We start from the raw sequence: 22,793 nt of genomic DNA, 5'->3' as shown, positions 1-22,793 counted from the left end.
TTAAATGTAAAGCTAAATGTAAAATAGGTATTTAGGCTGTTTCTATTTTTAATAATTTTTATTTAGGACAGTATTGACAAATTCTTAAATTTTATAAATAACTTACTGAAATTCTGCGTAAATTTGCCTCATCTTTTTGATATGAAAAAAATTCTATTCTGTGGTTTAGCGGCAAGCCTTATCATCATAAGTTGCAAAAATTTAGGAAGCACCTTGGTGAAGCTTAACCATTCTATTAAGCTAAAACACGTAGATAGAATTGTCTATTTCGACCCAGAAGTTTATCCTAATTTCGAAGAAATTAAAGAACCCACCAATAATGTTATTTACAGTGCTGTTTCTGACGAATTGAAAAATTACGGCAATTACAAAATCATGCACCTTAATAATGCTAACATTAAATATGATAGTATAGACGCTAACATGATTAAAGAATCTTGCCTAAATAACGGCGCAGAAATAGCCATCGTTCCGAAGGTAAAATATTTTAAAGTTGGACTTGGAAAATACGTTTTTTCTAATCAAGTCATTGTGAGCATGAAAATGTACAATAATGACGGACAATTGGTGATAGAAAATTCTTATGATACTTATAAAGGAAGCGGTAGATTACTCGGCAGTGCAGAAAATTCTATAAAAATAGGCACCGCAAATGTCATCAAAAACATGATTACTGAACTAAGAAGCAGGAATATGACTACTCCTGCTTCTGAATAATTTTCTATTTATAGAATTTTATAAAATCTTTGCCAATTCCGCACATAACCATTCTAGCAATTCTCTATCCTCGTCTGTAAAAGGGTCTTTTTTGTGAGAATCTATATCTATTTGACCAATATTTACACCATCTTTAATGATAGGAACTACAATTTCTGCTTTGGTTTCTAGCGAACAAGCCAAATAATTATCTTGTTCCCAAACATCCGGCACTACAAAAGTTTCGTTTGACACAGCAACTTGTCCACAAATTCCCTTTCCAAAAGGAATTACAGTATGATCTGTAACTGCACCAACATAAGGTCCTAAAACCAATTCTTCTTTATCGCCATTTCTAAAATAAAAACCAGTCCAATTAAAATAATCAAACTCCTGGTCTAGAAGATGACAAATTTTCTCTAATTTTTCGGTGGTATTGTGACTTGGGCTTTCAATAATAGATGAAAGTCTTTTTTTAATTTCCATAATTTTTAAATTTTTAATATTCTTCGAATGTAATATCTTCTTTGTAACCGAACATTCCTCTTTCTTTAATCATTGCTGCTACTCCATCTGGCAATTGCTCTTCCCAACCTGATTCACTATTCAAAATTTTCTGCAAAATTTCTCTAGAATAAATTTCAGAATGCTCTGGATTATAATCCTTAATATCTACAATTCTTCTGTTATGTTTAAAATATTTATACAATTCTTTAAGATTGTCATTCACTTTTAAGTTTTCTGATGTGAGCAATTCGTGTGTTTTAGGATCTTTATAAGGATACAGATATACTCTCATATCTTTTTTGAAGAACTTACCGAATGCTTCTAAGATTCCACCAGAAAGATGTTTGTAATAATCTTCATCAAAAACCATCAATAAATTATTTACACCCATCGCAATTCCGGTATACCTTACATTATAAGAAGTGAAATAATCTACTAATCTATAATATTCTGAGAAATTAGAAATCATCACGGTATAACCCAATTTCGCCAAAACATCTACTCTATCTAAGAAATCTCTTTCGTCTAGATTTCCGGAAGCTTTAAGATTAGAAACGGTAATTTCGAAAAGAATAACGGTGTCTTCTGGTTTTCCTTCTGTTTCATTGAGGAACATTTTAAGACCGTTTTCGAACATATCTACATTCACCAAAGTTACCGGTCTGAAACTTCCTCTTACCGCAAAAACATCTTTTCTATACAATAAATCCGCTGGAAGCATGTTTTTCCCTTCAGAATTGAAGATTACCGCTTCAGTCATAGAATTTTTAATCAACTGAAGACTCATCAATCGATTATCCACATAAGGAAAAGCAGGTCCTTGAAAATCAATCATGTCTATTTCAATTTTATCCACCGAAATATCATCATACAAACTTTTGATTAATCTTCTAGGATTGTCATATAGATGAAATGCTCCATAAACCAAGTTTACGCCAAGATTTCCTAGCGTTTCTTGCTGAAGCGTAGCATCATTTTCTTTAAATTTTACATGCAATACAATTTCGCTGTACTCTTGACCAGGTTGCGCCTGAAACATGATTCCTACCCAACCGTGACCTAAAAAGGTTTTTTGATAATTAATGGTAGTTACTGTATTTGCAAAAGAGAAAAATTTACGATGAGCATTTTCTTCGTTATCTAAACGCTCTTGGATAAGACCTACTTCATGACGAAGCATTTTTTTCAGTCTATTTTGGGTTACATATCTATTTTTGTCTTCTTTACCATAAATAGCATCACTGTAATCCTTATCATAAGCAGACATTGCTTTTGCAATCGTTTGAGAAGCAGCTCCCGCTCTAAAGAAATGACGAACCGTCTCTTGTCCCGCACCAATTTCTGCAAAAGTACCATATATATTAGGATCTAAATTGATGGCTAAAGCCTTTTGCTTGGGTGTAAGATATTGCTTAATTACAGACATGAATAAAATTTTGCGTAAATTTACCAAAATCTCACAAAAACCCAAAAATGAAGTTGAAATTTCTAGGAACTGGTACTTCACAAGGCATTCCCGTGATTGGATCTACTCATCCTGTTTGTTTATCTACTAATCCTAAAGACAAAAGACTAAGGTCATCTGTCATGATTACGGATGATGAAGGGAAAAAGATTCTCATTGATTGTGGTCCAGATTTTCGTCAACAAATGCTCACTAATCAAGAAAGCAATGTAGACGCCTTATTAATTACACATGAACATAATGACCATATTATAGGATTGGATGATTTACGCCCCATTATTTTCCAAAAAAGAAAAGATATTTCTATTTACTGCTTATCCAGAGTAGGAAAAGAAATTCAAAATAGATTTAAGTATGCTTTTACAGAAGATAAATATCCAGGCGCTCCGAGTTTTGAAATCACAGAAATAGAAAATGAACCATTTATTATAGAAAATACAGAGATTACTCCTATTCAAGTGATACATTATAAACTTCCGATTTTAGGTTATAAGTTCAAAAACCTTGCTTATATTACTGATGCCAGTTTCATTTCGGAAGAAGAGCAAAAAAAATTGAAAAATCTAGACGTTCTTATTATTAACTGTTTAAGAAAAGATGAACCACATGTTGCACATTATATATTACCCGAAATTCTAGAATTGGTAGAAAAACTACAACCCAAAACTACATACCTTACTCATATTAGCAATAGATTTGGCTTCCATGACGAGATAGAAGCGATGACACCAGAGAATGTGCATCCTGCATATGATGGACTAGAAATAGCGTTTTAAGAAAATATTTTCTAGAAATTTTCTTTTTTTACATTAAAATTATTTTATATTTGCACCACCAATTTTTAATGCCCAGTTGGCGGAATTGGTAGACGCGCTAGACTCAAACTCTAGTATCGAAAGATGTGCCGGTTCGATTCCGGCACTGGGTACAAAAAGAGAACTCTGTAACAGAGTTCTCTTTTTTTTTGGCAATAATTCAGTATTTATTGGTAATTTTCAAATAATCCTTAAAGGTCCTTTAGTTTCTTTATAAATTTAATATATATCAATATCATATTTTATGATAATAATCAGATATAAAGCTAATTTTATTATGAAATTCATAAAAATTATAAAAATTGATTTTTTGATTGAGACACGCTCTCTTCAAAAAATCAATTTTCTTTTGGCAGAAAGGAAATATTACGCATCAATCCAGAAAACTTAGTTCTTTTGACCGCAGATTTTTTAAAAATTTCAGAAAAGAGTTCTTGAGTAAGTTCCTTCCATTCGTTTTTTCTAAAATTTAGTTTTTGGAAATTAGGCGCAAATTTCTCTTGTAAAGTAGGTGCAGAAAATCGGTTCCACGGACAAACGTCTTGGCAAACATCACAGCCAAACATCCAATCATCCATTTTTCCGTTAAAATAATCTGGAATTTGGTTTTTCAACTCAATTGTAGCATAAGAAATACACTTGCTGCCATCTACAATTCTATCCGAAACAATAGCTTGAGTAGGACAAGCATCTATACACGCTCTACAACTCCCACAATGATCTGTAACCGCCAAATCATACTCTAGCTCTAAATCACAAATAATTTCGGCTAAAAAATAGAAAGAACCATGCTTTTTGGTAATCAGATTCGCATTTTTTCCTACCCAACCTAAACCAGATTTTCTAGCCCAAGCTTTTTCTAAAACAGGAGCAGAATCTACAAAAACCCTGAAACCAAACTCACCAATCTCTTCCTGAAGTTCCGCCACCATATTTTTTAAAATATCTTTAATCACTTCATGGTAATCTTCTCCGTAAGCATATTTAGAAATTTTAAAATTATTGATTTCATCTATTTTTACTTTAGGAAAATAATTATAAGAAAGCGAAATGACAGATTTTGCACCATCTACCAAAAGTGTGGGATCCAACCTTTTGTCAAAATGATTTTCCATGTATTTCATTTCGCCGTGATAGCCTTTATTAAGCCAAGTTTCAAGACGTGGTGCTTCCTCTTCCAGAAATTCTGCTTTAGAAATTCCACAAGATTGAAACCCGAATTTTTCGGCTTTTTGCTTAATCAGTTGAGAATAATTCATTAATTTTAACGCAAAGGCGCAAATATATTTTTTTTATTTTTACGTTTTAAGACGCAAAGTTTTAACAAACTTCGTTTGTTTTATTTTGGAAAATCAATGATTTTCTAGTAATTTAAAAAGATTTTATTTTTATAAATTCTTCTATCGACTTTGCGATTTTATTCAATGATTTTGGTATAATTTTTAGTCTGTAACATAAATTACAGTGCAAAGTTAAGTTTTTTTCTATTTTTGCCCTGTAAAAATGAATGAATAATAATTAAAAAAATAAAAAATGACTTTTGAAGAAATTTTAAATTCAGGTGAATATCACTTAATAGACGTAAGACAACCAGAAGAATTACAGATGGACGGCGCAATAGAAGGCGCTGTAAATATACCTTTAGCAACTGTTCCTTTAAGATTAGACGAAATCAAGGAAATGAAAGGCCCAAAAATCATTTTCTGCAGAAGTGGAGGAAGAAGCGGACAAGCTTGCCAATTTCTAGCTCAGAATGGCTTAGAGAACATCTATAACGGTGGTGGTTTTATGCAATTACATGCTGCATTAGAGCATTATAAAAAATAATAAATCAGAGTTTTCATATTTTTTTGTACAACCAGCGCTCCCAAATTGGGAGCGCTGGCTTTGTTTTGACGAACGCTTTTAGGGTTTAAAACCCTGAAAGCGTTTTTTATTTCTATCAAAATTTTTAAAATTTAGAAAAATCCGCCCGCTTAAACTCTTTCAATAATTTCTGAAAAACTTGTTCTACCGTTAGAATTTCATCGATTAAAGCAGAAGACTGCCCAATTTCTAACTCACCTTCTTCTAAATCTCCTTCGAACATTCCTCGTTTCGCTCTTCGCTTCCCAAGTTTTTCCTGTAAAGCTTCAATATCTTTTCCTTCTTTATAAATTTCTTCTAATTCATAGAAAAATTTATTTTTCACCAAACGAACTGGCGCCAATTCTTTTAAAGTCAATTGCGTATCTCCTTCCTGAGTTTCTACAATTTTTTTCTTCCATTTTTCATGAGCACTTGCTTCTACGGTTGCGGCAAATCTAGAACCGATTTGAACACCATCAGCTCCCAAAATCATCACAGCTTTCATTTGGCTTCCTACAGCAATTCCACCAGCTGCAATGAGCGGAATTTCTATATTTCTACGAACATTTGGAATGAGAGAAAGTGTAGTAGTTTCTTCTCTTCCGTTATGTCCTCCTGCTTCAAAACCTTCAGCCACGACTGCGTCTACTCCTGCTTCTTGACATTTTTTTGCAAATTTCACAGAAGATACTACATGCGCAACTTTTCTTCCTTCTTTTTTTAGAATTTCAGTATACGTTTTCGGATTTCCAGCCGATGTAAAAACGATAGGGACTTTTTCTTCTAAAATTATCTGAATAATCTCTTCAATATTAGGGTATAACATCGGAACATTTATGCCAAAAGGTTTATCCGTAGCGTTTTTACATTTCTGTATATGCTCTCTCAAAACATCTGGATACATGCTTCCTGCGCCGATTAAACCCAATCCACCAGCATTAGAAACCGCAGCAGCGAGTTTATAGCCAGAATGCCAAATCATTCCTCCTTGAATAATGGGATATTTAATATTAAAAAGTTGAGTAATTCTGTTCATGAATTTTTTTTGTTTAAAGATAATCATTTTAAAACACCCCGTCAAAATCAAAGATTTTGACACCCCTCTAAAAGAGGGGAATAAAAAATCCCGAAAAGTTTCGGGATTTGTCTTGTGGGAAATTTTTAAAATTATTTTACGATTGCTGCTTTGTTCCAGTCGGTTTTAAACTGGCAATCTTTGTAACGATTGTCTAATGAGATAAAAGTATCTGCTAGATTTTCTTTTACCCATTTTTCTAAAGTTTCTCTTTTCTTTTTATCAAGGGCAAAACTTTTAATTCTTTCGAAATCTGTAGCAATATCTAGAGAATGTTCAGGAATTATGTCATTCACTTTCATTAAAACTACCGCTTTTTTCTGATTAAGTTCATCCATGAAAACTTCTGTTAAATCTCCTTTATTTACCCCTGCAATTTGATAAGCAACAGTTGCTGGAAGATTAATTTTTTCTTGTCTGTCTGAACCGTCTTCTGCTGGAATTACACCTGCATTAAACTTAGTGTTTTTATCATCAGAATGTTTGTAAGCAGCATCTTTGAAAGTAATTTTTCCTTCAAGGATATCTTTTCTAATTTGTTCCATTTCTGCTTTTGCAGTGGCAATTTCTTCAGCATTTGGTTCTGCTTTTAAAAGAATATGTCTTGCATCGTACAATTTACCAGATTTTTTCACCAATTGAATGATATGGAAACCAAATTCAGATTCTACAGGGTCAGAAATTTCTCCTTCTTGAAGATTAAGCGCAGTAGCTTCAAAAATCTTCACCATTTTCCCTCTTCCGATGTTGGTATACAAACCACCATTTGCAGCTGAACCTGGATCATCAGAATAGATTCTCGCTTTATTTTCAAAAGTTTCTCCGTTTAAGATATCTTGTTTGATTTTTTTAAGTTTATCGATAATTTCTTGCTTGTGCGCATCTGTAAGTTTTGGGAACATTACAATTTTAGAAAGCACTACCTCATCTTTTACTTGTGGCAACTGATATTTGAAAGCGTTGTAAAAATCGGTTACTTCATTAGGCGTTATATTTACTTTATCGGTGATTAGCGCATATTTAGATTGAGCATAGTAGTTATCAATATCCATTTTCTCAATAATATTTTTCATTTCGTAAGAAGAACGGAATTTATAAGAATCTAGCATCGCTCTTTCTGATGGAAACTGAGATAAAATCTGATTGTATTTATCACCAGCTTGTGCTCTAATTGCAGCCGTTCTGTCTTGAATAAGAGTATCTTTTTTCGCTTTATAAATCAAAAGTTTATTGCTCAAAATCTGCTCCATAAATTCGCACTTATTAGTTTGTGCAACCCCTTGTTGAATAGCGTAATTTTGTTGTTCTAAAATATCTGACTCTAATACGATTTCGTCTCCTACCACTGCAGAAATTCCATCTACCAAATCTCCTTTTTTCACTTGTGCATTTGCATTAAAAGAAATGAGCGTTACCAAAAAACTCAATGCAAATAAATATTTCATGTTTTTAATCATTGTTAAATTTTTAACTGATTTGCAAAATTATGATTCTCTGCGAGATTTCCTATAATTTTTATTATAATTATTTCTTAAAATTCTTCTCAAGTTCAGCATTAAAACTTGGTTCTATTACAATTTTTGTTTTCTGGCGTTGTTCTGCAATCGTTTTTGCTAAAATGGCTTCTCTCACATCTGCTCTTAATTCCTCCATGGCTTCTTCTTTGGTCATCGGTGAACTCGGCAAAATCCCATCAATAGCGATGATGAGTAATCTCTCTCCCAGTTTCACTTTTTGAATCCCTTTTTCGAAAGGAACTTTATTCACTTGGAAAACTTCTGCATTTTCAGACATTTCTCCTTTTTCGAAATGCACCATGAGTTGCTGTTTATCATTCAGCTTTCCGTAATATTTTTTATTAAGAGCGTCCCAATTTTTAGCGTCTTTAATTTCTTTGGTGATATCTTTTTCTATGCTTAAATCGGTTAAAATCGCCACTCTTGCATCAGCTCTTTTTTCCCAAATATACTTTTGTTGATTTTTTTGAAAATAATCATCCAATAATTCTGGCTTGTTGGTAAGTTCCTTTTCAATCCATTCACTGAAAAGAAAATCTGCCAATAAGTTTTGTTGAGTTTTTAACAATTGCTCTTTAATTTCAGGTTTCTTTACAAAATCTCTAGAATAAACGACAAAAATATCATTTCCTCTTTTAGAATCAAGGAAAGCAGACCATTGTTCTTTCGTTAATTTATCTGCATTTTTAAAATTTTCAGACAACAGCGTTTTCAAATCACCAAAAGTGAAAACATCTTTATTGAATTGATACAAAACTGCTTTATCATTTTTAAAAGCCAAATAATCCTGATATGATTTCTTAATTTTTTTGAAATCTGGGAATTCTTTGTAATCTGTAGATTTAACCAAAGATTCTATCAATTTATTGTACGCCACATCTGCAAAAGGCGAATCCATCATGTCTCTAATGAACATAGGATTGTATTTTTCTGAACTTTGATAAGGAACCACCGAATACAAATTGAACACAAAATATTTTTCGCCAATTAAAATAGGTTCGGTGTATTCTCCTTGTTTTTTATTTTTGAAGGCTTCATAAACTACGTCTGGCAAAACCGGAGAACCCATAACTACACCTGCATTTTTCTTTTCAGTATTGGTAGAACCGTATAATTGTGCTACTTCCTCGAATTTTTTTCCAGATTTCAGCGCTTCAAAAATTTGAGATTTCATTTTTTCTGATTCCTCATTTTTAGGATAAGAAATCATTCCAAAAATAATATAACCTAATGACGGTCTTCTGTCTACCAACTTCGCAAAAGCCGCAACTGTAGCACTATTGACCAATTGCGTAAACTGACCAGGCTGCAAAAGTTCTAGTTGCTTGTTCAGTTCTACATCTACATTGCCAGATTTCACAAAAAATGGCTCTGGTTTCTGTTTAGTGTAATCTATAATCGCTTTTTCTAAGGTAATTTTACCTGATTTTACGTCATTATAAATTTGATTGTAATCATTTTTATCGTCAACTGTTTTTTCTACATAGAAAACCTGAATTTTCTTTTCAATCAAGTTGGATGAAAAATACTGTTGAAGCGAAGACTGCATGATTTCTTTAGGATAAAAGCTTTCTTCTCTTAGTTCTTGCTCTTTTTCGGCCATTGTTTTTTTGAAATAGCCTAAAGTATCTGCTCTTTTTTCTAGAGCAAAATTCTGGAGCAACTTAAAATCTACATACGTTTTCACGGTATTTTCTATCCCAGAATTTTCTAAACCATATTTATTTTCGGTTTTGAATTTATCTACAGAAATACTGTCTTTTCCTATAATAAGATACTGTGATTGATAGCTTAAAAAAGCTAAAAAGAGGACTAAACTTAACGTTTTTTTCATGTTTTCTTCAATTTTCATTTGCTTTTGGAAATCCTAACGTTCATCTTTCCAAAAATTTACAGCCTCAAAGCTAAAAAAAATCCCTTTCAAATAAAATTTAAAAGGGAGTTAATTATTTCTTAAAATTATTTTGCAATCTAAATTTTATGCAACGCAAAGATTTTATTAATCCTATGAACAATTTTAGTGAGCAAAGAGTACGAATAAATTCGTTTTAAGCGTTCGCTTTATCAATTCGCTAGCGAATCTAACTTTGCTCTCTTGATATTTTATTTCAATTTTATAAACTTTGCGTTTAATAAAAGTTGAAAATTCATGGTAATCTGCGTTTTCAAAACGTTTTTAAAGTTTCACTTCGAAAGTGGTAAGTTCTTTAAATTGTTTTATTCTGCCAATCATTTCGGCTTCTGAAACTTCTTCTAAACGTTGAGTTCCGAATTTTTCTACCGTGAAACTTGCCATTGCAGAACCTACAATTAATGCAGATTTCATTTCTTCGAAAGTAAATTCTTGTTTTTTAGTCAAATACGCTGCAAAACCACCTGCGAAAGTATCTCCAGCTCCAGTTGGATCAAAAACTTCTTCTAATGGCAATGCTGGAATTGCGAAGATTTTACCATCATTAAATAACAATGCTCCGTGTTCTCCTTTTTTGATAATCACGAATTCTGGTCCCATATCGTGGATTTTTTGTGCAGCTTTTACCAGAGAATATTCTCCAGAAAGTTGACGCGCTTCTTCATCATTAATGGTAATAACATCTGTTTTAGCAATTACTTCCAATAATAAATCCCAAGTAAGATCCATCCAGAAATTCATGGTATCTAAAATCACCAATTGTGGACGTTTTTCCATTCTATCTAACACGGCTAATTGTACAGCAGGATGCAGATTTCCTAAAAGTAAAACTTCGGCATCTTTTGCAGATTCTGGAATTTTCGGGTCGAAATTTTCTAGAACATTCAGTTCTGTAGCTAAAGTATCTCTAGAATTAAGGTCATTATGATATTTCCCACTCCAGAAAAATGTTTTCCCGTCCTTAATCATTTCTACTCCATCGATATTGATTCCTTTAGAAGTCATCATATCCAAGTAATGCTGTGGAAAATCTCCACCAATTACAGAAACCAAACTCACGTCTGTTTTCATTACAGAAGCGGCTAAACCTATATAAGTAGCTGCTCCTCCTAAAATTTTATCAGTTTTACCAAAAGGCGTTTCTATGGCATCAAATGCTACAGTTCCTACTGCTAATAATTTCATATGTAGATATTATTTATTGTTTTTATATATTATTTTTTTCTCTCCAACTCTCCCATTCTCCAACTCTCCAACTCTCCCACTCAAACTACTTCCACTCAAACTACTTCCACTGGAAAGTATCAATCATGTGCAGCAAATCTTTTTTAATATAATCTACTGCAGGTGCGAGTGAATCTGGTTTTGGTCTTGTATTAAAATATAAATTCGCGGTTACAAAATGTCTGGTGCTATCTGTGATAAAAATCTGAATATTAGAAGCACTTTCTCCTTTTAATTCATACACATTTCCATACACTTTTTTCCCTGGATAAGAAAAAGACTTGGTTTCGATAGCTGAAGCTTTAATAGTATGTCCATAAACCATTTTTTCTACTTCTTTTACGTGCGCATCAAAATCATTTTTCACCGGAAAATACGTAATGAAAACATTGGCTTTCATTTTGGGATAACGCAAATTATACCAACATGCTTGTTTAGCATCTGCTATTGCTGCAAAATCTGAATATTCAAAAGTATAAGCACATGGATTAGTAAATGCTTGATAATGAGGCTGTGGATATTCTAGACGCAATTCACCTTTGGGTTTAGGTTTTGCTTCTTCACTACAAGCCAATGCAGAAAACGCTAACAAAATGACTGCTAATTTTTTAAACATTCTGCAAAAGTAAGAATTTTTTGTGGAAGAATTTTCTCGAAAATCAAGTTTAAAGATTTAATTTTCAAACGTTTTCTTCAAATAATTTTCTAAAGGTTTCGGAAAAGACTTTTGATGAGAATTTTCGTAATCTGTAATCTGCAATTGATGCTTCTGAGCGTAGTTTTTAAAAACTTTTTTATCCTGCAAAATCACTTTAGAAATACTGATTTCAAGGTTTTTGTGCGTAAGTTTATGATACACCGTTTTTTCCTCCACTATATCATCTTCCAATTCCTGAGAAATACTTTCGGGAAAATCATATAATTTCTTCCAAATAAAGGAATCATCTCGCTGTTTGATGAGAAATTTATCATTACACATTATATAGTAATAGTGTAATTTTAAATCTACCGCTTTTACTTTTTTAGATTTCACAGGAAATTCCAGTACTTTTCCTGTTTCGTAGGCCAAACAATTTTCATGAATCGGACAAATGTCACACTGTGGATTTTTGGGCTTACAGATTTCTGAACCCAAATCCATAATCGCTTGGTTAAAGTTCCCCGGATTTTCATCAGGCATAATGAGTAAAGCCAATTCATAGAAATAAGCATACGCTTTCGGCGAGGAAACATCAAAATCATCGGCAAAAACTCTACTTAGCACTCGGTAGAAATTCCCATCAATGGCAGGAACTTTTTCATCAAAACAAATGCTGGAAACCGCAGCTGCTGTATATTTTCCTACGCCTTTTAGTTTTAAAATTTCAGAAAAGGAGTCTGGAAACGCTCCTCCGAAATCCTCCATTACTTGTTGTGCTGCTTTGTGCAGATTAATCGCTCGGGAATAGTAGCCTAAACCTTTCCAATAGAGTAAAACTTCGTCTATTTCTGCACTGGATAATGATTCTACGGTAGGAAATCTTTCTACAAAATTCAGGTAATGATTCTTGCCTTGCTCTACTCTAGTCTGCTGTAAAACGATTTCGCAGACCCAAATATGATAAGGATTCTTCGTTTTTCGCCAAGGTAAATCTCTCGCATTCAAATCATACCATTTCAAGAGTTTTAAACCAATGTTTAGAAAATCAGTATATTTGTTCTTCTTTTTCAAAAAATATTTTTTATATTTGCACACCAAAAATAAAAACAAAAAAGGAAATGACAAAGGCAGAATTGGTAAACACCATCTCAAGCAAATTAGGAATAGAAAAAAATGATACACAAAAAGTTATCGAAGCTTTTATGCAAGAAATCAGAACTTCTATGTATAATGGAGATAACGTATATTTAAGAGGTTTCGGTTCTTTTGTAATCAAAACCAGAGCAGCAAAAACAGGTAGAAATATTTCTAAAAATACAGCTATCAACATTCCTGCTCACAACATCCCAGCTTTCAAACCTTCTAAAACTTTCGTAGAAAAAGTTAAAACTAAGGTTGCTGTAAAATAATTTATAAATTAGGTTCAAAAAAAATTCAAATATTAACTTTTAAAAATTTCTAACTATGCCAAGCGGAAAGAAAAGAAAAAGACACAAGGTGGCTACCCACAAAAGAAAGAAAAGAAGAAGAGCAAACAGACATAAGAAAAAATAATCTTTTCTGTTTAGATACAATATAATATAGTTGGTGTTTTTATCTTTATAATGAGCACTAACTATATTTTTGTTTTAATTAAAAACTTTAAAAAGAAATTTTAGAAAATGAAGAAAGAATTAATAATCTCTTATGAAGATGATGCTTCTAAAATTGCCCTTATTGAAGACGGTAGATTATTCGAGCTCCACGAGATACAGCAGAATACAGATTTTGTAGTAGGCGATATTTTTGTGGGAAAAATTAAAAAATTAGCTCCTAATCTCAATGCTGCTTTCGTAAATATAGGTTACGAGAAAGATGCTTTTTTGCACTATCAGGATCTAGGTCCGCAGTATCTTACCTATCGCAAGTTTTTACAGGATACGGTATCCAAAAGACAACAAACTTCTTCGCTTAAAAACTTCCAAATTCAGCCAGAAATAGACAAGCACGGCACTGTAGACAAAGTGATAGCTGCTCAAGACGAAGTTTTATTGCAAATTACCAAGGAACCTATTTCTACAAAAGGTCCCAGAATTTCTACCCAGATTTCATTAACCGGTAGATTTCTAGTACTCATCCCTTTTGATAATAAGGTTTCTATCTCTAAAAAAGTTAAAAGCGCCGAAGAAAAAGCTAGGCTCAAAACGCTTATAGAAAGCATAAAGCCTGAAGGTTTCGGTGTAATCATCAGAACAGTAGCAGAAGGAAAAAAAGTTGCAGAACTCCATAATGACATGAACCAATTGGTTGATAAATGGAACGTTTGCTTCAAAAATATCCAAAAAAATAAAACACCTGCCAAAGTTCTTAGTGAAGAAGACAAAGCTTCGGCTATTTTGAGAGACAATTTCAATCAAGATTTCGTTTCTATCATTTGTGACGATGAACAAATGGTAAACGATATGAAAAATTACCTTGAAGTCATTGCTCCAGAACGAAAAAACATTGTACAATTTTATGATTCTCACATTCCACTTCTGGAATATTACAATGTAGAAAAACAGCTGAAACAATCTTTTGGAAAACACGTAAATATCCCAAGTTCTAAAGGTGCTTACCTCGTGATAGAACACACTGAAGCACTGCACGTAGTAGACGTGAACTCGGGGAACAACATTTCTTCTGGCACCGCCAATAAAGAACACGCCCTAAACGTGAACAAAATGGCGGCTACAGAAATTGCAAGACAACTCAGACTGCGAGACATGGGAGGAATTATTGTGGTAGATTTTATAGACATGCCAAATCCTGACCACAGAAAAGAGCTCTACGAACACTTGCGCGAAGAAATGAAACGCGACAAAGCAAAGCACAAAATCCTACCGCCGAGTAAATTTGGTTTGATACAAATCACCAGACAACGTGTAAGACCAGAAAAACAAATAGACACCAAAGAAGAAAACCCGAACAAAGACGGCGAAATCTTGGCTCCTATTTTTGTGGTAGAACGCATGGAAGAAACCATCAAAGATTTCTTTACCAAAAACAAGGGCAAATTATATCTACACACGCATCCGTTTGTAGAAGCATATCTTACAAAAGGATTGATGAGCCAACAAATGAAATGGTTTATCAAGTACAAAAAATGGGTAACCATTATCCCAAGAGATTCTTTTAAATATCTGGAGTACAGACTCTATGATGCAGACAAAAAAGAACTCGTAAGCTACTCGAATTAATGAGTAATAACAAATGAAATTTTCGGTGCTCTCCTTGAGGAGAGTTAGAGAGGAAGAAAATTTCTAAAAAATTATAAAATCGTTGCAGTAATGCAGCGATTTTTTTTGTTTATATATATTAGAGAATAAAAGTTTGAAAATCAAATAATTAACTTTAAATTACAAGGTTTTTTACAATTAAATTTCGTCTATTTGATTGACGTGGCATTTAAACTCTCAGCAAAATAAATTACTGAAAAATAAGAATTTGCCAACGTTTAGCAAAATAAGCCACCACACAAATCCTTAGCTTTTGAACAATATCTAATTTATCCTAAATCTTCCTAAGCACATCCTCCTCGTAAACAATTCAAAATTTTCACAGAAACACTATTAAACACTTTGTCAACTAGTATAAAATCACTAAGTTTGCCAAAAGTGTCAAGAAATAAATTTCAAGATTATGAAAGAAACATTTGGAGAATACATCCACAAATTAAGAGTAGATAATGGCTTGACATTAACTAAGCTTGCTGCTGCTTTAGATATAGACCAATCTACCCTATCAAAAATTGAAAACGGTAAAAGAAATGTTCCGTCTGAAATAATACCAAAACTTTCATCATTTTTCAATCTTGACTTAAAAAGATTAGAACACGAATATTTAAGTGAAAGAATTGCAGAACTGATTTATCCGCAGGAAGAAACCAAAAAGCTTTTCTTAGCTGCCGAAGAAAAAGCAAAATATATGAGAATTAAAAACCAACAACAAAGTACACTCAAGTTTTAACAATGGTAGGAGCATCACTATTTTCAAGTGCAGGCATAGCAGAAACTTACTTTGAAGAAGTAGGAATAAATATTGTTGCCGCTAATGAGTTGATTCAAGAAAGAGCCGAATTATATCAGGCACTATATCCCAATTCTAAAATGATTGCTGGAAGCATTTTAGACGAAAACGTTTTTAAATCACTCGTAAAAAATACTCCCGAAAAACTAGACTTTCTGATTGCTTCACCGCCCTGCCAAGGAATGAGCGTTGCAGGAAAAAACAGAAATATTGAGCAAATGATCAATGACGAAAGAAATTATCTTGTTTTCAAAATTATTGATTTTATTAAACTAAAATCGCCAGACTTTGTTTTGATTGAAAATGTTCCGACATTTTTCAAATTAGTTTTACCTTACAAAAATCAACAATTAAAAGTAGTTGAAATTCTAAATCTACTTTTTGGCAAAGAATACAACATTGAAGCAAATGTTTATGATGCAGCTGAATTTGGTATTGCTCAAAGACGAACAAGAGCAATTATAAAATTGTATCGAAAAGGTAAAAAATGGGGACAACCAATCAAATCTGAAAAACAAATAACCGTAGAGGAAAAAATTGGTTTTTTACCAAGTATTGAAGCAGGACAAAAATCAAATGTAAAATGGCACTTTGCTCGAAAACATTCGGATAGTCATATTCTGTGGATGAAACACACGCCAACAGGACAAACTGCGTTTGAAAACAAAAAATATTTTCCTGTAAAACCAAATGGAGAAAAAATCAAAAGTTACAATACATCATACAGACGAATTAATTGGGATGAACCTGCACCTACAATTACAATGCGAAATGATGCTATCAGCTCGCAACTGAACGTGCATCCTGGTAGAAAACTGAAAAACGGAACTTATTCTGATGCAAGAGTCTTAACACCATTAGAATTGATGCTGTTGTCGTCTTTACCACAAGATTGGAATATCCCCGACAATACCCCCGAATTGCTTATCAGAAAATGTATTGGCGAATGTATTCCGCCATTACTTATTAAAAACATTGTTTCTCAAATAAATCAATAATATGACTTTAAGAATTGATAGTAAAAAATGGATTTTGTACCGACATACGAGTGATTTTGATAAACTTTGTGTGGTTGCTGAATTTTTGAAGTCTTACACCAAAACAGGAATTTCAACAGACGAGAAAACGCAGTTAAATTTAAAGTTGCGTGAATTGGGATTGTATAACGAAAGAAATCCCGACTTACCGTTAGATGCAATAAATCATAAAATTAATCAGCTTTCTTACTTTATGTTTGGCTACCAAGCTAAAGTTGATGGACAAGACAGATTTTTATTTAGTCCGCTTGGCAACTTGTTTTTGAAACACGTTGAAGATAAAAATAAAATAGCTAAAATATTTCTTACAATGCTTTGGGCTATTCAATATCAACACCCTCACAGCGGAACAGATAGCGAATTTCAGCTTTATCCATTTCGTCTCATTTATAAATTGCTTTCAGAGTCAAAACTCTCATATAAACTTTATGCTTTTGAAGTTGCTTATTCGGTTGTTTTTCTGAAGGAAGCAAACAAAACAACCTACAAAGAATTAGTAAGTGAATTGTTGGCATTACGCAAACTTTCTGATGAAGAACTTGCTCAAAAATTTCAAGAAGACAGACACGCATATGTAAACTCTGCTTACGAATGGGATTATTACCATTCTAAATTTTTGGAACTAGCAGGAGTATTGGTTAAGAAAGAAGGAGATATAATTTGTAAACTACAACATGGGGATTCTACAAAGCATCCTACTCTCCGAAAAATAACGCGAAACGAAGTTTCAATACCCGAAAACCTAAAATCATTAGTTGAACAATTAGAAAACGAATTCTCATTTTTAGATAAACCATTGCTACTTAACGACCCTGAACGTCTGAAAATTGATGTTATCAAAGAAATTTACAGTTTCTATCCGAAAACTCTTTTGATTGAAATTAGTGAAGCTATTGACGACTTTAAATTTGAATTACTTAATCTCCCAAAACTTATTGAACAATACGCAAACAACAATGAAGGGGCAGAAGCTTATCTTTTTGAAGATGCTTTAGTTGAAGGATTTAATCAATTTTATAACGTTTCCGCTAATAAAGTGGGAGGTGCAGGTAATACTGATATAGAATGTTTGTATAAAACAAAAAAGAAAAAATTTGCTGTAGAGGCTAAATCAACTAAAAATAAATTATTACAAGCTAATGCAAATCGATTGGGTGAGCATCGAGAAAAAATTGGAGGTGAATACAGTATAATTGTCACCCCTAGATATGTTCCCGGTGTAATTCGAGATATTAGAAACAATCCTATTGTAATAATACAATCAAATACTTTTTCGGAATATCTGTATAACTATATTGACAATGACATAAGAGAAATAGACTATGAAGATTTTGACAGCATTATCGTCAATAATCTTGGAAAAGACATTAGTAAAAACATTTCGGACTTGACCATTTCAAAGTTCGCGACACATAAATAAAACCTACTATGATTACAATTACAAGAGAGAATAATATGGAATTAATGGCTAGGTATCCCGACAACTATTTTGACCTTGCCATAGTTGACCCACCTTATGGAATTTTGAACAAAACAAAAAGAGGAGGAGACCATAAATTTAACATGGATGAATACAGTCAATGGGATGTAAAACCAAATGATGACTATTTTAATGAGTTATTTCGAGTTTCTAAAAATCAGATTATTTGGGGAGGAAATTATTTTGGACAGATTTGGGCAAGAAGTCCATACAATAAAGGATTTATTATTTGGGACAAAAACCAACCTGAAACACTTAATAACTTTTCAATGGCTGAAATGGCTTGGTCATCATTAGACAAACCATCAAAAATTTTTAGGTTTAGTGTAAGAAAAAATAGAAATAAAATTCACCCAACACAAAAACCAGTTGAGCTTTACGAATGGCTTCTGAAAATGTACGCTAATCAAGGTGATAAAATTTTAGATACGCATTTGGGAAGTGGAACGATTGCGATTGCTTGTTATAATGCAGGATTGAGTTTGACAGCTTGCGAAATCAGTGAAACTTATTATTTAAAAGCATTGGACAAAATAAAGGAAGTTGTTCCCGAAAGCGCAATCCATACGAATGATATGGATGCTTTTTCTTTGACATTTCCCGAACAAACCAAATCTAAAAACGAATTATATAAACAATATAAAGAACAAGTAGAACAATTAAAAATATTCAAGGAAGAGCGAGCAAAATACTATTCAATTATTAGATAATACCAAATCACCCCATCTCCCAGATTTATAATCCGTGACTTTCAATAAAACCCAAAAACCTCTGCTTTCGCAGAGGTTTTTCTATAAAAGAACTTCTACTCAATTTCGGGTAAAAGAGCAGTCAAGTTTGGGGTTTGTTCGTGGTTCCTTCGTGTTTCCTTCGAATCAGCCTCGGAAAAGTACCCTAAATCACGAACAAACCACGAACAAATGTAAAAGGAAACTGAACTCAGACTCTAACTTGAGTCATAAAAAATCTTATCAACATTTAACAATCCTTTAAAATAAGCTCTGCTAAAAATTCCCTATTTTTGAGCAATGCAAAATTCTTTAGAAATACTTTTACAGCAGTTGCAAGATGCAGAGTTGGGTGGTTTTGATGCGCAAAAAGATTATGCGCCACCTTATCGTTCTTTGCTCACGCAAGAAGAAATTTTGGCCAAAAATCCTAAATACGCCGCCGTCAATATTTTACTCTATCCCAAAAACGGAGAATGGCACTTTCCACTCATCCACAGAACCCACAATGAGAATGACAGACATTCTGGGCAAATTTCGCTTCCTGGTGGTAAAAAAGATGACACCGATGCAGACTTTGCAGAAACCGCCATCCGTGAAACTTGGGAAGAAATAGGCGTTACCACTTCACAAATCAAAATCGTGAGAGAACTATCTCCTATTTATATTCCGCCAAGTAATTTTTTCGTGTATGCTTTTCTGTCTTACACCGAATCTTGGCCAGATTTTAATCACCAACAAACCGAAGTTCAAGAAATTTTAGAAGTTCCACTTTCTGTGATTCGAGATTTGCCAAAACCACCTTTAACCATGGAATTGCCACGAACCAATGGATATAAAGTTCCTTATTTTGATTTCCAAAACCATAAAATTTGGGGCGCCACTTCTATGATTTTGAGTGAATTGAACGAGTTGCTAAAAAATGTTTAAATTTGCAATCTGCATTTTGATGTTTAATTCATTATCAAAAAATTTTAAAACCACAAAAGCCACAAAAGAAAAGCTTGAAAATAAGTCTTTCAAAAGAAGAAAAAGCATTGTTTAATCTTTTTCATTTTAGGAAACTTTAAAACAAATATAGCTTTTGTCACTTTTTCGGTTAAAAATTAATAGCGCAGAAAAATCATTTGTGTTTAATAAAAATCGAGCTTAATAGCTGCTTGAAAATGGCGAAGAAAAGCATTTTTACAGATTCTTTCGGGAATATTTACTTTTTAAAGAGATTTATCATCTTCATCTTGGGAATGATTTCCTACAGAAGATTTAATGGGTTCAACAAACTGAAAATTACAGGAACCGAGCATTTGGTAAACCTCCCGAAAAACAATGTGTTATTCGTATCTAATCACCAAACGTATTTTGCTGATGTAGCAGCAATGTACCACGTTTTCTGTGCCGTGAATAACGGATATATGAACACCATCAAAAATCCTATTTACCTGCTCAATCCAAAAGTAGATTTTTACTACGTAGCCGCAGAAGAAACCATGAATAAAGGGATTTTAGCAAGAATTTTTAAATTGGCTGGAGCAATTACCGTAAAAAGAACTTGGCGCGCCGAAGGAAAAAATGTGAACAGAATGGTAGATTTAAGAGAAGTAGAAAATATTCTGAAAGCGCTAGATAATGGTTGGGTGATTTCTTTTCCGCAAGGTACTACTTCTGCTTTTGCACAAGGTAGAAAAGGAACAGCTAAACTCGTTCAGCAGCAGCGTTGTATCGTTATTCCTATCAAAATCAATGGATTCCGAAGAGCATTTGACAAAAAAGGATTGAGAGTAAAAGTGACAGGTGTAGAACCTACTATGCAGTTCAAAGCGCCACTAGATATAGATTACGACAACGAAAAAGCGGAAGATATTCTTAACAAAATTATGCACGCCATCGAGCAAACACCTGAACATAACGTGTTACACGATTACGACAAAGAATATCAGGAGCGCAAAAAACAAGAGAAAAAAGACGAGTAAACTTATTTTATTAAATTTTACTTGGCTCTTTTCACCTGGCTCTTTTTAATTTTAATTGAAATATGAACATTCATTTCATTGCAATTGGCGGTGCTGCGATGCACAATCTTGCCATAGCGCTCAAAAATAAAGGTTACCAAATCACAGGTTCAGATGATGCTATTTTTGAACCTTCTCTTTCTCAATTGCAAAAAAACGGACTTCTTCCTGAAAGTTTAGGTTGGTTTCCTGAGAAAATTTCTGAAAATCTAGACGCAGTCATTTTAGGAATGCACGCCAAAAAAGAGAATCCTGAACTCTTGAAAGCTCAAGAATTGGGCATTAAAATTTACTCTTATCCAGAATTTCTATACGAACAGAGCAAAGAAAAAACCAGAGTGGTGATTGCAGGTTCTCACGGGAAAACCACCATTACTTCGATGGTTCTTCATACGTTGCAATACCATCATTTCGACACAGATTTTATGGTTGGAGCACCGTTAGATGGTTTTGACTGCATGGTTAAAATTTCTTCGGAAAATGATTTTATCATCTTGGAAGGAGATGAATATCTTTCTTCGCCGATAGATTCTCGTCCGAAATTCTTGCATTATCATCCGAATATCGCTTTGATTTCTGGGATTTCTTGGGATCATATCAATGTTTTTAAAACGGAAGAAGAATATGTAGACGCTTTTAGAAATTTCATTCAAAACATTACTTCTGGTGGAATTTTAGTGTACAATGAAGAAGATGAAAACTTAGTAAAACTGGTAGACGAAGCGGAGAATTATTTCAGAAAAATGCCTTACAAAACGCCCAACTACGAAACCAAAAACGGAAAAACTTCCGTAGAGACAGAAATGGGGCAAATTCCGCTTAAAATTTTCGGAAAGCACAATTTACTGAATTTAGAAGGAGCAAGGCTTATTTGCAATCAATTGGGCATTTTAGACGAAGATTTCTACGAAGCTATGATGAGTTTCTCTGGCGCATCAAAACGTTTAGAAAAGGTAAAAAGAAATGATGATGTGATTTTGTACAGAGATTTTGCACACGCACCAAGCAAAGTAAAAGCATCTGTAGAAGCCTTTGCAGAACAATTTCCTGCCATGAAGAAAATAGGCGTTCTAGAACTTCACACCTACTCTTCTCTGAATCCAGCATTTTTGCCTCAATACAAAAATACTTTAGCCCAACTTGATGAAGCGGTGGTTTTCTATGATTTGGAAGCTTTGAAAATTAAAAACATGACTCCTATTTCGCCTGAATTGATTAAAGAATCTTTCGGGAAGGAAAATTTACAGGTTTTTACCAATGCGGATGATTTGAAAAATTTTTGGCAAAATCTAGAAAAATCAAATGCTGCTTTCCTGATGATGAGTAGCGGAAATCTTGGCGGAATTTCTTTGACTTAAATAAAAATCAATCCTTCATCCTTTTGAAACGCAAAGTTTTTAAAACTTTAAAGTAAAAAAATTAAGCAAGCAAAGATAAAATTCGCTAGCGAATTTGATTAAGCCTACGTTTAAAAAACGAATGTATTCGTCAACTTTGCTCACTTAAAATTGCAAATAAATCATTAAAACATCTTTGCGTTTTACAAAAAGTTAAAAAATTTTTGGCTAAATTTAGAAAAATCAAATACTGCTTTCCTAATGATGAGCAGCGGAAATCTTGGCGGAATTTCTTTGACTTAAATAAAAATCAATCCTTTATCCTTTTGAAACGCAAAGTTTTTAAAACTTTAAAGTAAAAAAATTAAGCAAGCAAAGGTAAAATTCGCTAGCGAATTGGATTAAGCCTACGTTTAAAAAACGAATTGATTTGTATACTTTCCTCACTTAAAATTG

The 22,793-nt window shown here is 33.1% G+C and carries 21 protein-coding genes and 1 tRNA gene; 13 read left to right on the top strand and 9 right to left on the bottom strand.

The window, feature by feature from the left end; all coding sequences use genetic code 11:
• Positions 1 to 141: 141 nt before the first annotated feature.
• Positions 142 to 717: a pyruvate decarboxylase gene (locus QO190_RS04610; protein WP_371461992.1), complete on the top strand. Its 576-nt coding sequence runs from the start codon at positions 142 to 144 to the stop codon at positions 715 to 717.
• Between the two features lie 18 nt (positions 718 to 735).
• Here QO190_RS04610 and QO190_RS04605 read toward each other — a convergent pair whose 3' ends face one another.
• Together QO190_RS04605 and QO190_RS04600 are read right to left on the bottom strand one after the other, a co-directional pair.
• Entirely contained in the window at positions 736 to 1,182 is a 447-nt protein-coding gene (locus tag QO190_RS04605; protein ID WP_371461991.1) for a GAF domain-containing protein, read from the bottom strand.
• Between the two features lie 13 nt (positions 1,183 to 1,195).
• The gene (locus QO190_RS04600) at positions 1,196 to 2,629 is read right to left on the bottom strand and encodes a TonB-dependent receptor (protein ID WP_371461990.1); all 1,434 of its coding nucleotides are present in this window, start codon (positions 2,627 to 2,629) and stop codon (positions 1,196 to 1,198) included.
• 47 nt (positions 2,630 to 2,676) lie between these two features.
• Between QO190_RS04600 and QO190_RS04595 the strand changes: the two genes are divergently transcribed.
• Complete coding sequence (locus QO190_RS04595; protein WP_371461989.1) at positions 2,677 to 3,444, top strand: MBL fold metallo-hydrolase; 768 nt, start codon at positions 2,677 to 2,679, stop codon at positions 3,442 to 3,444.
• A 70-nt stretch (positions 3,445 to 3,514) separates the two neighbouring features.
• A tRNA-Leu gene (locus QO190_RS04590) sits at positions 3,515 to 3,596 on the top strand.
• Between the two features lie 225 nt (positions 3,597 to 3,821).
• On the opposite strand, the gene queG is transcribed toward QO190_RS04590, so the two are convergent.
• The gene (gene queG / locus QO190_RS04585) at positions 3,822 to 4,742 is read right to left on the bottom strand and encodes a tRNA epoxyqueuosine(34) reductase QueG (protein WP_371461988.1); all 921 of its coding nucleotides are present in this window, start codon (positions 4,740 to 4,742) and stop codon (positions 3,822 to 3,824) included.
• A gap of 274 nt (positions 4,743 to 5,016) precedes the next feature.
• Between queG and QO190_RS04580 the strand changes: the two genes are divergently transcribed.
• Positions 5,017 to 5,310 (top strand): rhodanese-like domain-containing protein, encoded by a 294-nt coding sequence (locus QO190_RS04580; RefSeq protein ID WP_104793309.1) that lies wholly within the window; start codon positions 5,017 to 5,019, stop codon positions 5,308 to 5,310.
• Between the two features lie 124 nt (positions 5,311 to 5,434).
• On the opposite strand, the gene QO190_RS04575 is transcribed toward QO190_RS04580, so the two are convergent.
• The 6 genes from QO190_RS04575 to mutY all read right to left on the bottom strand — a co-directional run bounded on the left by QO190_RS04575 (position 5,435) and on the right by mutY (position 12,770).
• Positions 5,435 to 6,394, bottom strand: coding sequence for an NAD(P)H-dependent flavin oxidoreductase (locus tag QO190_RS04575; RefSeq protein WP_371461987.1), 960 nt, complete (start codon positions 6,392 to 6,394; stop codon positions 5,435 to 5,437).
• A 104-nt stretch (positions 6,395 to 6,498) separates the two neighbouring features.
• Positions 6,499 to 7,851, bottom strand: a complete 1,353-nt coding sequence (locus QO190_RS04570; protein WP_371461986.1) for a peptidylprolyl isomerase — start codon at positions 7,849 to 7,851, stop codon at positions 6,499 to 6,501.
• Positions 7,852 to 7,930: 79 nt separating this feature from the next.
• Entirely contained in the window at positions 7,931 to 9,775 is a 1,845-nt protein-coding gene (locus tag QO190_RS04565; RefSeq protein WP_371481265.1) for a peptidylprolyl isomerase, read from the bottom strand.
• Between the two features lie 324 nt (positions 9,776 to 10,099).
• Positions 10,100 to 11,020, bottom strand: a complete 921-nt coding sequence (locus tag QO190_RS04560; RefSeq protein WP_371461984.1) for a PfkB family carbohydrate kinase — start codon at positions 11,018 to 11,020, stop codon at positions 10,100 to 10,102.
• Between the two features lie 100 nt (positions 11,021 to 11,120).
• Positions 11,121 to 11,675: a gliding motility lipoprotein GldD gene (gldD, locus tag QO190_RS04555; RefSeq protein WP_371461983.1), complete on the bottom strand. Its 555-nt coding sequence runs from the start codon at positions 11,673 to 11,675 to the stop codon at positions 11,121 to 11,123.
• A gap of 57 nt (positions 11,676 to 11,732) precedes the next feature.
• On the bottom strand, positions 11,733 to 12,770 hold the full coding sequence (gene mutY, locus QO190_RS04550; protein WP_371461982.1) for an A/G-specific adenine glycosylase: 1,038 nt from the start codon (positions 12,768 to 12,770) through the stop codon (positions 11,733 to 11,735).
• A gap of 47 nt (positions 12,771 to 12,817) precedes the next feature.
• On the opposite strand from mutY, the gene QO190_RS04545 reads away from it, so the two are divergent.
• The 9 genes from QO190_RS04545 (at position 12,818) to murC (ending at position 22,358) form a co-directional block, all read left to right on the top strand.
• The gene (locus tag QO190_RS04545; RefSeq protein ID WP_069797137.1) at positions 12,818 to 13,108 is read left to right on the top strand and encodes an HU family DNA-binding protein; all 291 of its coding nucleotides are present in this window, start codon (positions 12,818 to 12,820) and stop codon (positions 13,106 to 13,108) included.
• A gap of 252 nt (positions 13,109 to 13,360) precedes the next feature.
• On the top strand, positions 13,361 to 14,917 hold the full coding sequence (locus QO190_RS04540) for an Rne/Rng family ribonuclease (RefSeq protein ID WP_371461981.1): 1,557 nt from the start codon (positions 13,361 to 13,363) through the stop codon (positions 14,915 to 14,917).
• Between the two features lie 442 nt (positions 14,918 to 15,359).
• Complete coding sequence (locus QO190_RS04535; protein ID WP_371461980.1) at positions 15,360 to 15,686, top strand: helix-turn-helix domain-containing protein; 327 nt, start codon at positions 15,360 to 15,362, stop codon at positions 15,684 to 15,686.
• Between the two features lie 2 nt (positions 15,687 to 15,688).
• Entirely contained in the window at positions 15,689 to 16,744 is a 1,056-nt protein-coding gene (dcm, locus tag QO190_RS04530; RefSeq protein WP_371461979.1) for a DNA (cytosine-5-)-methyltransferase, read from the top strand.
• 1 nt (position 16,745) lies between these two features.
• Positions 16,746 to 18,203: a restriction endonuclease gene (locus tag QO190_RS04525; protein ID WP_371461978.1), complete on the top strand. Its 1,458-nt coding sequence runs from the start codon at positions 16,746 to 16,748 to the stop codon at positions 18,201 to 18,203.
• Positions 18,204 to 18,211: 8 nt separating this feature from the next.
• Entirely contained in the window at positions 18,212 to 18,973 is a 762-nt protein-coding gene (locus QO190_RS04520; protein WP_371461977.1) for a DNA methyltransferase, read from the top strand.
• A 318-nt stretch (positions 18,974 to 19,291) separates the two neighbouring features.
• Positions 19,292 to 19,921, top strand: coding sequence for a CoA pyrophosphatase (locus QO190_RS04515; RefSeq protein WP_371461976.1), 630 nt, complete (start codon positions 19,292 to 19,294; stop codon positions 19,919 to 19,921).
• Between the two features lie 236 nt (positions 19,922 to 20,157).
• A complete protein-coding gene (locus QO190_RS04510) occupies positions 20,158 to 20,961 on the top strand; it encodes a lysophospholipid acyltransferase family protein (RefSeq protein ID WP_371461975.1) in 804 nt (267 codons plus the stop codon).
• Positions 20,962 to 21,023: 62 nt separating this feature from the next.
• Positions 21,024 to 22,358 carry a UDP-N-acetylmuramate--L-alanine ligase gene (gene murC, locus QO190_RS04505; RefSeq protein ID WP_371461974.1) on the top strand — a complete coding sequence of 445 codons (1,335 nt, stop codon included), beginning with the start codon at positions 21,024 to 21,026 and terminating at the stop codon, positions 22,356 to 22,358.
• The last annotated feature ends 435 nt before the right edge of the window (positions 22,359 to 22,793 follow it).

Source organism: Cloacibacterium sp. Arc13 (genome assembly GCF_041431305.1).
Lineage (GTDB): Bacteria > Bacteroidota > Bacteroidia > Flavobacteriales > Weeksellaceae > Cloacibacterium > Cloacibacterium caeni_B.
The sequence above is the reverse complement of the archived record's forward strand: the minus strand, read 5'-3'. Positions and strand labels throughout refer to the sequence as shown.

Excerpts from the sequence above, each read along its gene's own strand:
- QO190_RS04520 (WP_371461977.1), top strand. The coding sequence starts at position 18,212 with ATGATTACAATTACAAGAGAGAATAATATGGAATTAATGGCTAGGTAT.
- gldD (WP_371461983.1), bottom strand. The coding sequence starts at position 11,675 with ATGTTTAAAAAATTAGCAGTCATTTTGTTAGCGTTTTCTGCATTGGCT.
- QO190_RS04580 (WP_104793309.1), top strand. The coding sequence starts at position 5,017 with ATGACTTTTGAAGAAATTTTAAATTCAGGTGAATATCACTTAATAGAC.
- QO190_RS04575 (WP_371461987.1), bottom strand. The coding sequence starts at position 6,394 with ATGATTATCTTTAAACAAAAAAAATTCATGAACAGAATTACTCAACTT.
- QO190_RS04540 (WP_371461981.1), top strand. The coding sequence starts at position 13,361 with ATGAAGAAAGAATTAATAATCTCTTATGAAGATGATGCTTCTAAAATT.
- QO190_RS04600 (WP_371461990.1), bottom strand. The coding sequence starts at position 2,629 with ATGTCTGTAATTAAGCAATATCTTACACCCAAGCAAAAGGCTTTAGCC.
- QO190_RS04610 (WP_371461992.1), top strand. The coding sequence starts at position 142 with ATGAAAAAAATTCTATTCTGTGGTTTAGCGGCAAGCCTTATCATCATA.
- queG (WP_371461988.1), bottom strand. The coding sequence starts at position 4,742 with ATGAATTATTCTCAACTGATTAAGCAAAAAGCCGAAAAATTCGGGTTT.
- QO190_RS04515 (WP_371461976.1), top strand. The coding sequence starts at position 19,292 with ATGCAAAATTCTTTAGAAATACTTTTACAGCAGTTGCAAGATGCAGAG.
- QO190_RS04545 (WP_069797137.1), top strand. The coding sequence starts at position 12,818 with ATGACAAAGGCAGAATTGGTAAACACCATCTCAAGCAAATTAGGAATA.
- QO190_RS04595 (WP_371461989.1), top strand. The coding sequence starts at position 2,677 with ATGAAGTTGAAATTTCTAGGAACTGGTACTTCACAAGGCATTCCCGTG.
- QO190_RS04510 (WP_371461975.1), top strand. The coding sequence starts at position 20,158 with ATGGCGAAGAAAAGCATTTTTACAGATTCTTTCGGGAATATTTACTTT.
- QO190_RS04535 (WP_371461980.1), top strand. The coding sequence starts at position 15,360 with ATGAAAGAAACATTTGGAGAATACATCCACAAATTAAGAGTAGATAAT.
- murC (WP_371461974.1), top strand. The coding sequence starts at position 21,024 with ATGAACATTCATTTCATTGCAATTGGCGGTGCTGCGATGCACAATCTT.
- QO190_RS04565 (WP_371481265.1), bottom strand. The coding sequence starts at position 9,775 with ATGAAAATTGAAGAAAACATGAAAAAAACGTTAAGTTTAGTCCTCTTT.
- QO190_RS04525 (WP_371461978.1), top strand. The coding sequence starts at position 16,746 with ATGACTTTAAGAATTGATAGTAAAAAATGGATTTTGTACCGACATACG.
- QO190_RS04570 (WP_371461986.1), bottom strand. The coding sequence starts at position 7,851 with ATGAAATATTTATTTGCATTGAGTTTTTTGGTAACGCTCATTTCTTTT.
- QO190_RS04560 (WP_371461984.1), bottom strand. The coding sequence starts at position 11,020 with ATGAAATTATTAGCAGTAGGAACTGTAGCATTTGATGCCATAGAAACG.
- QO190_RS04605 (WP_371461991.1), bottom strand. The coding sequence starts at position 1,182 with ATGGAAATTAAAAAAAGACTTTCATCTATTATTGAAAGCCCAAGTCAC.
- dcm (WP_371461979.1), top strand. The coding sequence starts at position 15,689 with ATGGTAGGAGCATCACTATTTTCAAGTGCAGGCATAGCAGAAACTTAC.